We start from the raw sequence: 12,031 nt of genomic DNA, 5'->3' as shown, positions 1-12,031 counted from the left end.
AATGGCGCATTATTTTGCGGTTGTTAAAAAAACGTCATTTTTCACGTTTATGATGCGGCAAGGAATTCAACGCCATCGGCTCATCACGCAACCACAAGGCACCAGTAATGAGAATGCTCCACCGCTACCTGTTTGTTTCCCTCTGTTTTCTGTTCCCAGCCGCCGCGCTGGCGGCGACCCCGGCCCCGGCGATTATCGCCCACCGCGGCGGCACCGCCGATGCGCCGGAAAACACCCTGGTCGCCATCCGCCAGGCGTTGCAACACGGCGCGGATGCGGTGTGGATCACCCTGCAGCAGGCAAAGGACGGAGCCATCGTGCTTTATCGACCGTCCGATCTGCGGGCGTTAACCGATAAACAGGGCCTGGTTTCCGCCTACAGCGCAGAAGAGTTGGCGCAGGCAGATGCCGGCTGGGCGTTCGGCAAAGACGGCAATCACCCGTTCCGCGGTAAACACATCGGTATCCCAACGCTGGAACAGGCGCTAACCGCCTTCCCGCAAACCACCTTTTATCTGGATATCAAATCGCCGGATAGCGATCCGGCAAAGTTCGCCGCCGCCCTGCTGGCCACGCTGGAAAAAAACCATAGCCTAGAACGTACCCGTGTCTACTCGACCGACGCCAAATATCTGCAGGCGCTGCCGCCGCAGATTAAACGTTTTGCATCACGCGATGAAACCCGCGATCTGCTGGCCAACATCACCATGGCGCACCAGTGCGATGTTACCGCAAGCAGTAATGACCCGCGCTGGTACGGGCTGGAGATGAAGCGCCAGGTGGAAGTGGTAGAAAAATACACCCTGGGGGAAGCCCGTTCCAAAGCGCTGCTGGTGTGGGATAAAGAAGCGGTGGACTGCTTCCGGGCCAAAGGGCCGGCGCACATCATTCTGTTTGGCATCAATTCGCCGCAGGATTACCAGCAGGCGCTGGCATTGGGCGTGGATGGCGTGATGGTGGATTCGCCGTTGCAGGCGGAAAAGTTCCGCAAGGCGCGCTAAACAGCACGTTGCTATCGGCCGGCGCTTAGAGAATGCGGTGTTTTTCCCGCAGCCGCTGGCGCCGCGCTTCACGCGCCAGGCGTTTTTTGCGGCTGTCGCAAGGCTCGGGGCAATCGCAGACTTTTTCCATCCCCAGCGCCGTAATGCCGCCGCAGCTGCCCTGCAGGCTTTTGCGTTTAAGCACGTAGCCCAGCGACATACCGCCAATGACCAGCAGGAATAATGCAAAGGTTACCGCAAACAGTGTCAGCATAAGCGCCTCGCAAACGCGTTGCCCGATTTAAGACTAGCCGCCAAAGTCATCCAACAGGATGTTGTCTTCCTCAACGCCAAGCGCCTTGAGCATGTTGATCACCGCGGCGTTCATCATCGGCGGCCCACACATATAGAACTCACAATCTTCCGGCGCAGGGTGGTGGCGCAGGTAGTTTTCCAGCAGCACGTGATGAATAAAGCCGGTATAGCCGTTCCAGTGGTCTTCCGGCTGCGGATCCGACAGCGCCACGTGCCAGGTGAAGTTCTCATGCTCCGCCTGCAGCTGGTTGAAATCCTCTTCATAGAACATCTCGCGCCGCGAACGTGCGCCGTACCAGAAGGTGATTTTACGTTTGCTGTGCAGGCGCTTGAGCTGATCGAATATGTGCGAGCGCATCGGCGCCATCCCGGCGCCCCCGCCGATGAACACCATCTCGGCATCGGTATCCTTGGCGAAGAACTCGCCAAACGGCCCGGAGATGGTCACCCGATCGCCCGGTTTCAACGCCCAGATGTAGGAGGACATCACCCCCGGCGGCACCGTTGGGTTGCCCGGCGGCGGCGTGGCGATGCGCACATTCAGCATGATGATGCCCTTCTCATCCGGGTAATTCGCCATCGAATAGGCGCGCACCGTGGTGGTATCCACCACCGAGCGATAGCGGAACAGGTTGAACTTGTCCCAGTCGCCGCGGTATTCCTGCGGCACATCGAAATCCGCATAGCTGACCTGGTGCGGCGGCGCTTCAATCTGAATATAACCGCCAGCGCGGAACGGCACGTCTTCGTCGTCGGGGATCTTCAGCTTCAGCTCTTTGATGAACGTCGCCTTGTTATCGTTGGAGATCACCTCGCAGATCCATTTTCTGATGCCGAAAATCTCTGCCGGCAGCTCGATTTTCATATCCTGCTTCACGCTCACCTGGCAGGCCAGGCGGCAGCCTGCCTTCGCTTCGCGCCTGGTGATATGGGAAAGCTCGGTGGGCAGGATATCGCCGCCACCCGCCGTCACCACCACCCGGCACTGGCCGCAAGAGCCGCCCCCGCCGCAGGCCGACGAAATAAAAATCCCCTGGCTGGAAAGCATATTCAACAACTTGTCGCCGGCGGGCGCCGTGAAGCTTTTCTCCTGGTCGCCGTTCACTTCCACGGCAACGTCGCCGGTATTCACCAGCCTGGATTTAGCGAATAAAATCAGCAGCACCAACACCATCAAGATGCTGGTGAACATGGCCACGCCTAATATAATTTCCATATCTGCTTCCCGTTTGTATCACGCAACGCCTGCAACCCGGCTGCACATGCCGTTAAGGGATTACTCTTTTTCGATCTGCGCCGGTTTGAGGGTACGCAACCCCCAGATCAACATGCCGATGATAAAGAACGCACTCGGCGCCAGCAGAAATAGCCCGTTTGGTTGATACCAGCCGCCGTTCTGTACCGCCTCCAATACCGGAAAACCAAACAGTTTGCCGGAGCCAATCAGCTCACGCAGAAACCCGACCAGGATCAACACCACGCCATAACCCAGGCCGTTGCCGATGCCGTCCATAAAGCTTTCGATTGGCGGGGATTTCATCGCGTAGGCCTCGGCACGCCCCATCACGATGCAGTTGGTGATAATCAGGCCGACGAACACCGACAGCTGCTTGGAGATTTCAAACGCGTAGGCGCGCAGCACCTGATCCACCACAATCACCAGCGAAGCGATAATCGCCATCTGCACGATGATGCGCACGCTGTTCGGAATGTGATGGCGAATCAGCGAGATAAAAAAGCTGGAGAATGCGGTCACCAGTGAAACGGCGATGGTCATCACGACCGCCGTTTCCAGCTTGGTGGTCACCGCCAGCGCGGAGCAAACGCCGAGGATCTGCAAGGCGATCGGGTTAGTGTCAAACAGCGGCCCCAGCAGAACCCGCTTAATCTCTTTGGAATCAGCCATTTTTCAGCGCCCCTTCACGAACTTTTTTCAGAAACGGGCCGAAACCCAGCTCGCCCAGCCAAAAATCAAACGTGTGCTGCACCCCGTTGGCGGTCAGCGTGGCGCCGGAAAGGCCGTCGACCGCATGCACGTCCCCCGGGGCCGCCCGGCCATTGACCACACGGAGCGCCGGGTTGCCGTTATCATCAAACAGCCGTTTGCCAATCCACTGCGCCCGCCAGCCGGCGTTTTCTATCTCGCCGCCCAGCCCCGGGGTTTCAGCGTGATCGTAATAAGACAGGCCCTGCACCGTGTTGCCGTCGCTATCCAGCGCCACAAACGCGTACATCATCGACCACAGCCCGGAGCCATATACCGGCAGCACAATCTTATCGACGCCGCCTTGCTCATCGCGCACCAGATAAATCTCCACCTGGTTGCTGCGCCGCCGAATGCCGGCTTTGTCTTCGCTGGCCGCCAGCGCGATGCTTTGGCTGCTATCACGCAGCGCGGCCGCCAGATCAAACGTATCCTCACTGCCGGCAACAAACTCGCCGCTGGCCAGATCCAGCAGGCGCGGCTCAATGCGCGCGCTAAACACCGCCTGCACCCGTTCGCCGTCCATTTTCGGCACCAGCAGGCCGACAACGTTGAGGATATTGCGCTGCTTATCCAGCAGCCGCTGCGCCTGCTGCTGGGATTTCAGACCGACGGCGGCGCCGGCCACCACCACCGAACACACCAGGCTTAGCAAAAACACCACCAGCAGCGTTTTCCCCACGCTGTCATTGTTCCTTGCCTCACTCGCCACGGGCTCGCCTCCGTTTGATGTTGGCCTGCACCACCAGATAATCAAACAGCGGCGCAAACAGGTTGGCGAACAGGATCGCCAGCATCATGCCTTCCGGATAAGCCGGGTTGACCACACGGATCAACACGCACATCACGCCCACCAGCACGCCGTACCACACTTTGCCTTTTTCGGTGAAGGCGGCGGAAACCGGATCGGTCGCCATAAAGATCATACCGAAGGCAAAGCCGCCCAGCACCAGATGCCAGTACCAGGGCATGGCGAACATCGGGTTGCTGTCAGAGCCCACCGCATTAAACAGGCTGGCGGCCGCCACCGTGCCCACCATCACCCCGGCCACGATGCGCCAGGATGCAATGCGGGTAAACAGGATCAGCGCCCCGCCGAGCAAGATCATCAGCGTGGAAACCTCACCGATGGAGCCGGGTATATTGCCCAGAAAGGCATCCATCCAGCTCACCGGCTGCCCGGTAAGGACGTTGGTCATGCTCGCCGCCCCACCCGCGCTCCACTGCGCCAGCGGCGTCGCGCCGGAAAAGCCGTCTGCCGCCGTCCACACCAGTTCGCCGGAAATCTGCGCCGGGTAGGCAAAAAACAAGAAGGCGCGCCCCGCCAGCGCCGGGTTGAGGAAGTTGCGCCCGGTGCCGCCAAAAATTTCTTTGGCGATCACCACGCCGAATGAAATACCAAGCGCCGCCTGCCATAGCGGCAGCGTGGGCGGCACGATCAACGCAAACAAAATAGACGTAACAAAAAAGCCTTCGTTGATCTCATGACGGCGAACCGTGGCAAACAGCACCTCCCAAAAACCGCCGACCAGAAACACCACGGCGTAGATCGGCACGAAATAGGTGGCGCCCAGCATCATATTGCTGGCCCAGCCGGCGTCGGCGGCCATTGAAGCCCCCAGCCACTGGGCCAGGCGATAGTGCCAGTCGGCCGCCAGCACCTGCTGCAGTTGCTCGCCCTGGTAAAGGTGGTGCAGCGCCAGCACCGCCTGCTGACCAACGTTGTACATGCCCCAAAACATCGCCGGGAACACCGCCAGCCACACCAGGATCATCATGCGTTTGAGATCGATCGCATCACGCACATGCGAAGCGCCGTGGGTAACCAACCCCGGCGTATAAAACACCGTCGCGGTAGCTTCATACAGCGGGTACCATTTCTCCAGCCTGCCGCCCGGCGTGAAGTGCGGCTCAATTTTTTCCAAAAAATGCTTCAGGCCCATCGCTTATCCTTCCAGCTCAATCGTATTCAGCACATCGCGCAGCAACGGCCCATATTCATACTTGCCTGGGCAAACAAACGTACACAACGCCAAATCTTCTTCATCCAGCTCCAGGCAGCCCAACTGTTGGGCGCTGTCGGTATCGCCGGCCAGCAAATCGCGCAGCAACAGCGTCGGCAGAATATCCAGCGGCATCACCCGCTCGTAGTTGCCAATCGGCACCATCGCACGTTCACCGCCGTGGGTTGAGGTGGAAAACGCAAAGCGTTTGCGCCTGAGGAAATGGCCCAGCGTGGTGCGGGTAATGGAAAACTTGCCCGGCGAAGGCAGTACCCAACCAAACAGCTCTTTCTCACGGCCTTCAAGCAACACCGAAACCTGCAGATGAAAGCGCCCAAGATAGGCGTTGGGGCCGGTGGCCTGCACGCCACTGAGCACCGAACCGGAAATCACGCGGTTTTCACCGGCCTTTAGGCAGCCGGCGGTCAGCTCATCCAGGCTGGCGCCAAGGCGCGTGCGCAGCAAGGCTGGCTGGGCGACCTGCGGGCCGGCCAGCGCGATAATACGCGTGGTATCAAGCTTGCCGGTGGTAAACAGGGTGCCGATGGCGATGACATCCTGATAGCCGATGTGCCAGACGGTTTTTTTCAGGCTGACCGGTTCCAGAAAGTGGATATGGGTACCGACCAACCCGGCTGGGTGCGGGCCGGAAAACGCGTGGTAGTGAATCTGCGGATGATCGCCCGCCGCCAACGGGGCGCCGGCGGCGTGGCAAACGTGCACCTTGCCAGCGGTCAGGCGCGCCAGCACCGCAAGCCCGGCGTGGAACTGCGGCAGTTGCCCGGCGATAACCTTCTGCGGATCGGCCGCCAGCGGCTGGGTATCCATTGCGGTAACAAAGATAGCGCGAGGAACCGTGCCCGGGCGTGGGGTTTTACTAAAGGGCCGGGTACGCAGCGCCGTCCACAACCCGCTGGCCAGCAGATCACTTTCTACCTGCTCACGCAACAGTTGCGGCAGTGCCTCCGGCCGGTAGTAAGCAAACTCCAGTTGCTCATCGCCGCCGTTTTCCAACGCGATCACCACCGACTGCAGCACCCGGCGCTCGCCGCGGTTGATAGCGGCCACCCGGCCGCTGGCCGGGGCGGTGTGAAAAACGCCGGGGTTCTTTTTATCTTCGAACAGCGCCTGCCCTTTCTTAACGCTATCGCCCTCCTGCACCAGCATCGAAGGGCGCATGCCGACATATTCTTCACCAAGCAGGGCAACGTGCCTGATGGCCGGCCCGTCATTTATCGTTTGGGCCGGGGCCCCGGCTATCGGGAGATCCAATCCTTTCTTAATTTTAATCATATGATTTGTAATGAGTTATCCCCCTCATACTGCTGGCGGCAGGTGTGTTCGCTTCCTCGTTCATCCCCACGGCAGGGCGGAGCCGGCCGGCGGTTAACCTTTGGACATAGTTTAACATCATTTGCAACATCATCCCGGTGCGAGGCAGTGACCAAGGTCAAGCAAATGGAATTAAAATGGGTTTATTTTCATCGCATGTGCCAGAAACGGCGCATAAAACGATTTTTATTTAAATTTGTTTGTTTTTTATACACGCTGCATATTGCGAAAAAAAAACACACTGGTAATCTGGCGGGGTTATTAACGTTATAAAATAAAAATCAGTGGCACGCCGGCGGTCATTGCACCATTGGCAATGTATATAAGCAGGAATAATTAATGAGTAAGATCGCGCTGTTGTTTGCGATGCTATTTTGTATGCCGACGATCACCGCCTGCAGCGCCAGCGAGCTGGTCCCTGAGTCACCGGCAGTTAAACAGCAATTATTAGGCTCCCCCGTCTATATCCAGATCTTCAAAGAAGAACGCGTGCTGGAATTGTATGCCAAAATGGGCAACGAATTCCGGCTGGTCAAAAGCTTCCCTATCTGCAAATTCTCCGGCGGATTAGGCCCCAAGCGCATGGCCGGCGATTTTAAAAGCCCGGAAGGGTTTTATAGCGTGGATGTGCGCCACCTGAAGCCGGACAGCAAATATTATCGGGCAATTAATATCGGCTTCCCGAATGATTACGATCGGGCGCAAGGTTATTCCGGCGCCTATCTGATGATCCACGGTGAATGCAAATCCATCGGCTGCTACGCGATGACCAACGACTACATGGATGAAATCTATCGCTATGTAGAAACCGCATTCGCTTTCGGCCAGGCCCGGGTCAATATCAGCATTTACCCGTTCCGCATGACCGACCAGAACCTGCAGCGCTACCGCACCTCCACCAACATCGGCTTTTGGCGCCAGTTAAAACCGGGCTACGATTACTTCGTGAAAAATCACCAGCCGCCCACGGTGGCCGTGGCTAACGGCCAGTACGTGCTGGCACAACCAATGATGGGCAGCAATAAGCCAACGCAGTTCGCATCAACCGCCGGTGGCGATCCGTTCGCCCAGGGCAAGCCGCTCACCGTAATAAAATAGCGCAAACTCACCTGGCGCAATTTTGTGCCAGGTTTCATTGCCGGTTAACGGTTGGGTAGCGATCACCGTCACCACGTCATCCGGCGTGGTTTGCCGCTGAAAATCGATTTCCACGTCCTGATCAAGCAAAGTCGCTTTGCCAAACGGCGCGCGCCGGGTGATCCAGTGCAGGTTGGTGGAGCAATAGGCCATCACGTAACGCCCATCCGACAGCAGCATATTGAATACCCCTTTCTGCCGCAGTTGATCCGCCAACAACGCAATATAGCGAAATACCGCCGGCCAGTTGCTTGGCGTGCGCGGATACTTCAGCGAAAGCTGATGCAGCAGCCAGCAAAAGGCGTATTCGCTGTCGGTTTGCCCAACCGGGCGAAAGTTGCCGGTTTCCAACCGGCGATACCCTTTCAACTGGCCGTTGTGGGCATAGGTCCAGTTGCGGCCCCACAGTTCGCGGGTAAACGGGTGGGTATTTTCCAGCGCCACTTCACCGCGGTTGGCCTGGCGGATATGGGACACTACGGCGCGGGATTTTATCGGGTAGTCCTGCACCAGGCGGGCTATCGGCGAATTACAACTGGGCTGGGGATCTTTAAACGTGCGGCAACCGTTGCCTTCATAAAAGGTAATTCCCCAACCATCCTTATGTGGCCCGGTACGGCCACCGCGCTGAACCAGCCCGGTAAAACTAAAGCAGATATCGGTCGGCACGTTTGCGCTCATCCCGAGCAGTTCACACATCGCCAATTACTCCTCAACATCATTGGCATTACCGCTTGCCGGGAAGCAGAACCTGCTCCCCTCACCGCTTCACGCCGGTATTCATTGATACGCTCAGGTACCTACCCTAACTCATTCGCCTTGCAGAACGAAAACGCCAAAAGCGTTTTTGAACGGCGCTTACGCTGGCCCCGAATGGGCCGAGGCATCAAGCCAACGCATCAGCAACTTGCAGTATGACGGGTATAGCGCAAGCGCGCTATACCCACAACACCATCAAGCCTTAACCATTTCTTTTTCAATCAATTGGATCAAGATATGGATCGCTTTTATGTGGATCTCCTGAATGCGATCGGCATAGCCAAAGTGCGGCACGCGAATTTCCACATCGGCGGTACCGGCCATTTTACCGCCGTCTTTGCCCGTTAAGGTGATCACTTTCATCCCTTTGGCGCGCGCCGCCGAAATCGCCTTGATGATATTGCCGGAGTTGCCGGAAGTGGAGATTCCCAGCAATACATCCCCTTCGCGCCCCACCGCTTCCACGTAGCGTGAGAACACGAACTCATAGCCAAAATCGTTGCTGACGCAGGACAGATGGCTGACATCGGAAATGGCGATCGCCGGGTAGCCCGGGCGGTTTTCGCGGTAGCGGCCGGTCAGTTCTTCGGCAAAGTGCATGGCATCGCAGTGGGAACCCCCGTTGCCGCAAGAGATCACCTTACCGCCGGCCTTAAAGGAATCGGCCAGCAACACCGCCGCGCTTTGGATAGCCTCAATATTGGCGTCGTCGCTGATAAAATTTTTCAGGGTTTCAGCCGCTTCATTCAGTTCACTACGAATCAAATCTTGGTACATATGAGGAGCCCTCTTTTAATCCTGTGGCATTGTCAATCTTTCGTCCGCAGTGTAACGGATTGGGCAAATAGCGAGAAGCATTGTCAACAAAAGCCGCATTCGGTTGAGGCACACGTGATTTTTTAGCTGCAGGTGCTGCCAGTTTGTGAGCCACGTTGTAATTAAAGTGTAAACGCATTGATAAAAACATGTGCATAAACTAAAACCATCATAGATAACAGGTCAGACCTCTTAGGACTTTGGAGCGACATTATGACGGTTCTTAGCATTCTTGCCTTACTGGCGCTTATCGGCGTGCTGTTCTACCACCGGGTTTCGCTGGCGCTTGGCAGCCTCGCCCTGCTGGGCTATACCGCGATCATGGGCGTGGCCGGCCTGTGGTCTTTCTGGCTATTGTTGCCGCTGGCAGTGCTGTTGCTGCCGCTGAATGTTAGCGCGCTACGCCGCCCGCTGCTGGCGGCCCCGGCGCTGCGCGCCTTCAGCAAGCTAATGCCGCCGATGTCCCGCACTGAGAAAGAAGCAATCGACGCCGGCACCACCTGGTGGGAAGGCGATCTGTTCCGCGGCCGGCCGGACTGGAACAAACTGCATAACTATCCTAAACCGCAATTAACGCCGGAAGAACACGCCTTCCTCGAAGGCCCGGTAGAAGAAGCCTGCCGTATGGCGAATGATTTCCAAATCACCCATCAGTTGGCCGATCTGCCGCCCGAGCTTTGGGCCTTCCTGAAAGAGCACCGTTTCTTCGCCATGATCATTAAAAAAGAATACGGCGGGCTGGCGTTTTCACCCTACGCCCAGGCGCTGGTGCTGCAAAAGCTGGCCGGGGTTTCCGGCATACTGGCGATCACCGTCGGCGTTCCTAACTCTCTCGGCCCCGGTGAGTTGCTGCAACACTACGGCACCGACGAACAAAAAAACCGTTATCTGCCCGCTCTGGCGCGCGGCGATGAGATCCCCTGCTTTGCGCTGACCAGCCCGGAAGCCGGTTCCGACGCCGGCGCCATTCCCGATACCGGCGTGGTGTGCATGGGCGAATGGCAAGGCCAGCAGGTACTTGGCATGCGCCTGACGTGGAACAAACGCTATATCACGCTGGCGCCGGTGGCCACCGTGCTGGGGCTGGCGTTCAAACTGTACGATCCGGATCGCCTGCTGGGTGATAACCCCGCGCCCGGCATTACCTGCGCGCTGATCCCAACCCGCACGCCGGGCGTTGAGATCGGCAACCGCCATTTCCCTTTGAACATCCCGTTCCAGAATGGCCCAACCCGCGGCAGCGATGTGTTCGTGCCGATCGATTATATTATCGGTGGCCCGCAGATGGCCGGTCAGGGATGGCGCATGCTGGTGGAATGCCTGTCGGTTGGCCGCGGCATCACCCTGCCCGCCAACTCCACCGGCAGCCTGAAATCCGCCGCGCTGGCGATCGGCGCTTATGCCCGTATCCGCCGCCAGTTCAAGATGCCAATCGGCAAGATGGAAGGCATTGAAGAACCGTTGGCGCGCATCGCCGGGAACGCCTACGTAATGGATGCTGCCGCCACGCTTATCACCAGCGGATTGATGCAGGGCGAAAAGCCGGCGGTGCTGTCTGCCATCGTCAAATACCACTGCACCCACCGCGGGCAACGGGCGATTATTGACGCCATGGACATCGCTGGCGGTAAAGGCATTATGCTGGGCGAATCCAACTTCCTGGCGCGCGCCTACCAGGGTGCGCCAATCGCCATCACCGTGGAAGGCGCCAATATCCTGACCCGCAGCATGATGATCTTCGGCCAGGGCGCCATCCGCTGCCATCCTTACGTACTGGAAGAGATGGCCGCCGCGCAACACGATGATCTGCCCGCCTTCGATCGAGCGTTGTTCGGCCACCTTGGCCACGTGGGCGGCAGCACGGCGCGCAGCATTTGGCTAGGTCTGACCAACGGCCGCACCAGCGGCACGCCGACCAAAGATGCTACGCGCCGTTACTACCAGCAGCTCAACCGCCTGAGCGCCAACCTGGCGCTGCTGGCCGATGTCGCCATGGGCGTGCTGGGGGGCAGCCTGAAGCGCCGGGAACGCATTTCGGCGCGTCTGGGGGATGTGCTCAGCCAAATGTACCTGGCTTCCGCCACGCTGAAACGCTACGACGATGAAGGGCGCCAGCAGGCCGATCTGCCGTTGGTGCACTGGGGCGTGCAGGACTGCCTGTATCAGGCTGAACTGGCGCTGGACGATCTGCTGCGCAACTTCCCGAACCGTGGGATCGCAGGCGCGCTGCGCTGGGTGATATTCCCGTTCGGCCGCGTACAAAGCGCCCCGGCCGATCGTCTGGATCACCAACTGGCGAAAATCCTGCAGGAACCTTCCGCCACCCGCAGCCGCCTGGGGCGCGGCCAATACCTGGCGGCCAGCCCACATAACCCGGTAGGCCTGCTGGAGGCCGCGTTGGCGAACATCATCGCCGCAGAGCCGATCCACGCGCGTTTGTGCAAACTGGCGGGCAAGAACCTGTCGTTCACCCGGCTGGATCGCCTGGCGCAACAGGCGCTGGAAGAAGGCAAGATCAGCAGCGACGAGGCGAAACTGCTGATCGCGGCCGAAGAGAGCCGTTTGCAGGCGATCAATGTCGATGATTTTGCACCGGAAACGCTGGCGGCCCACCAACCCGATCGGCCGCAACGGCAGGGAAAGCACCAGCCGCAGACTGAAGCGGCGTAAGCAACACCTGGCCTGATATTTTGGGCGCCAGCCAT

Annotated in this window: 11 protein-coding genes; 3 read left to right on the top strand and 8 right to left on the bottom strand. The window is 58.5% G+C overall.

From position 1 onward, the window contains the following. The first annotated feature begins 107 nt into the window (after positions 1 to 107). Positions 108 to 1,001: a glycerophosphodiester phosphodiesterase family protein gene (locus ACN28Q_RS15995; protein ID WP_413541202.1), complete on the top strand. Its 894-nt coding sequence runs from the start codon at positions 108 to 110 to the stop codon at positions 999 to 1,001. Positions 1,002 to 1,026: 25 nt separating this feature from the next. Here the strand turns inward: ACN28Q_RS15995 and nqrM are convergent, their stop codons facing one another. Genes nqrM through ACN28Q_RS15965 form a run of 6 tightly spaced genes read right to left on the bottom strand, consistent with a single transcriptional unit; the run spans position 1,027 to position 6,575 of the window. Beyond that, a complete protein-coding gene (gene nqrM, locus ACN28Q_RS15990) occupies positions 1,027 to 1,254 on the bottom strand; it encodes a (Na+)-NQR maturation NqrM (RefSeq protein WP_095847247.1) in 228 nt (75 codons plus the stop codon). 33 nt (positions 1,255 to 1,287) lie between these two features. Beyond that, entirely contained in the window at positions 1,288 to 2,511 is a 1,224-nt protein-coding gene (gene nqrF / locus ACN28Q_RS15985) for an NADH:ubiquinone reductase (Na(+)-transporting) subunit F (RefSeq protein WP_095847246.1), read from the bottom strand. A gap of 60 nt (positions 2,512 to 2,571) precedes the next feature. Then, on the bottom strand, positions 2,572 to 3,201 hold the full coding sequence (locus ACN28Q_RS15980; protein WP_095847245.1) for an NADH:ubiquinone reductase (Na(+)-transporting) subunit D: 630 nt from the start codon (positions 3,199 to 3,201) through the stop codon (positions 2,572 to 2,574). After that, complete coding sequence (locus tag ACN28Q_RS15975) at positions 3,194 to 3,991, bottom strand: Na(+)-translocating NADH-quinone reductase subunit C (protein ID WP_095847244.1); 798 nt, start codon at positions 3,989 to 3,991, stop codon at positions 3,194 to 3,196. The genes ACN28Q_RS15980 and ACN28Q_RS15975 overlap by 8 nt, the downstream gene beginning before the upstream one ends. Next, complete coding sequence (locus tag ACN28Q_RS15970) at positions 3,981 to 5,222, bottom strand: NADH:ubiquinone reductase (Na(+)-transporting) subunit B (RefSeq protein WP_095847243.1); 1,242 nt, start codon at positions 5,220 to 5,222, stop codon at positions 3,981 to 3,983. Before ACN28Q_RS15970 ends, ACN28Q_RS15975 begins: the two co-directional genes overlap by 11 nt. A 3-nt stretch (positions 5,223 to 5,225) precedes the next feature. Further along, the gene (locus tag ACN28Q_RS15965; RefSeq protein WP_095847242.1) at positions 5,226 to 6,575 is read right to left on the bottom strand and encodes a Na(+)-translocating NADH-quinone reductase subunit A; all 1,350 of its coding nucleotides are present in this window, start codon (positions 6,573 to 6,575) and stop codon (positions 5,226 to 5,228) included. Positions 6,576 to 6,953: 378 nt separating this feature from the next. On the opposite strand from ACN28Q_RS15965, the gene dpaA reads away from it, so the two are divergent. Further along, positions 6,954 to 7,712 carry a peptidoglycan meso-diaminopimelic acid protein amidase gene (dpaA, locus tag ACN28Q_RS15960; RefSeq protein WP_095847241.1) on the top strand — a complete coding sequence of 253 codons (759 nt, stop codon included), beginning with the start codon at positions 6,954 to 6,956 and terminating at the stop codon, positions 7,710 to 7,712. Here dpaA and ACN28Q_RS15955 read toward each other — a convergent pair. Beyond that, positions 7,656 to 8,450 carry a class II glutamine amidotransferase gene (locus tag ACN28Q_RS15955; RefSeq protein ID WP_095847240.1) on the bottom strand — a complete coding sequence of 265 codons (795 nt, stop codon included), beginning with the start codon at positions 8,448 to 8,450 and terminating at the stop codon, positions 7,656 to 7,658. The genes dpaA and ACN28Q_RS15955 overlap by 57 nt on opposite strands. 255 nt (positions 8,451 to 8,705) lie before the next feature. Further along, the gene (gene lpcA, locus ACN28Q_RS15950) at positions 8,706 to 9,287 is read right to left on the bottom strand and encodes a D-sedoheptulose 7-phosphate isomerase (protein ID WP_095847239.1); all 582 of its coding nucleotides are present in this window, start codon (positions 9,285 to 9,287) and stop codon (positions 8,706 to 8,708) included. A 252-nt stretch (positions 9,288 to 9,539) separates the two neighbouring features. On the opposite strand from lpcA, the gene fadE reads away from it, so the two are divergent. Then, complete coding sequence (gene fadE / locus ACN28Q_RS15945; RefSeq protein WP_095847238.1) at positions 9,540 to 11,996, top strand: acyl-CoA dehydrogenase FadE; 2,457 nt, start codon at positions 9,540 to 9,542, stop codon at positions 11,994 to 11,996. Positions 11,997 to 12,031 lie beyond the last annotated feature (35 nt).

Source organism: Gibbsiella quercinecans (genome assembly GCF_002291425.1).
In the GTDB taxonomy this organism is placed as follows: Bacteria; Pseudomonadota; Gammaproteobacteria; order Enterobacterales; family Enterobacteriaceae; genus Gibbsiella; species Gibbsiella quercinecans.
The sequence above is the reverse complement of the archived record's forward strand: the minus strand, read 5'-3'. Positions and strand labels throughout refer to the sequence as shown.

Bases quoted from the DNA above. Each gene is read 5' to 3' on its own strand.
- ACN28Q_RS15995 (WP_413541202.1), top strand. From the start codon at position 108: ATGAGAATGCTCCACCGCTACCTGTTTGTTTCCCTCTGTTTTCTGTTC.
- nqrM (WP_095847247.1), bottom strand. From the start codon at position 1,254: ATGCTGACACTGTTTGCGGTAACCTTTGCATTATTCCTGCTGGTCATT.
- nqrF (WP_095847246.1), bottom strand. From the start codon at position 2,511: ATGGAAATTATATTAGGCGTGGCCATGTTCACCAGCATCTTGATGGTG.
- ACN28Q_RS15980 (WP_095847245.1), bottom strand. From the start codon at position 3,201: ATGGCTGATTCCAAAGAGATTAAGCGGGTTCTGCTGGGGCCGCTGTTT.
- ACN28Q_RS15970 (WP_095847243.1), bottom strand. From the start codon at position 5,222: ATGGGCCTGAAGCATTTTTTGGAAAAAATTGAGCCGCACTTCACGCCG.
- ACN28Q_RS15965 (WP_095847242.1), bottom strand. From the start codon at position 6,575: ATGATTAAAATTAAGAAAGGATTGGATCTCCCGATAGCCGGGGCCCCG.
- dpaA (WP_095847241.1), top strand. From the start codon at position 6,954: ATGAGTAAGATCGCGCTGTTGTTTGCGATGCTATTTTGTATGCCGACG.
- ACN28Q_RS15955 (WP_095847240.1), bottom strand. From the start codon at position 8,450: ATGTGTGAACTGCTCGGGATGAGCGCAAACGTGCCGACCGATATCTGC.
- lpcA (WP_095847239.1), bottom strand. From the start codon at position 9,287: ATGTACCAAGATTTGATTCGTAGTGAACTGAATGAAGCGGCTGAAACC.
- fadE (WP_095847238.1), top strand. From the start codon at position 9,540: ATGACGGTTCTTAGCATTCTTGCCTTACTGGCGCTTATCGGCGTGCTG.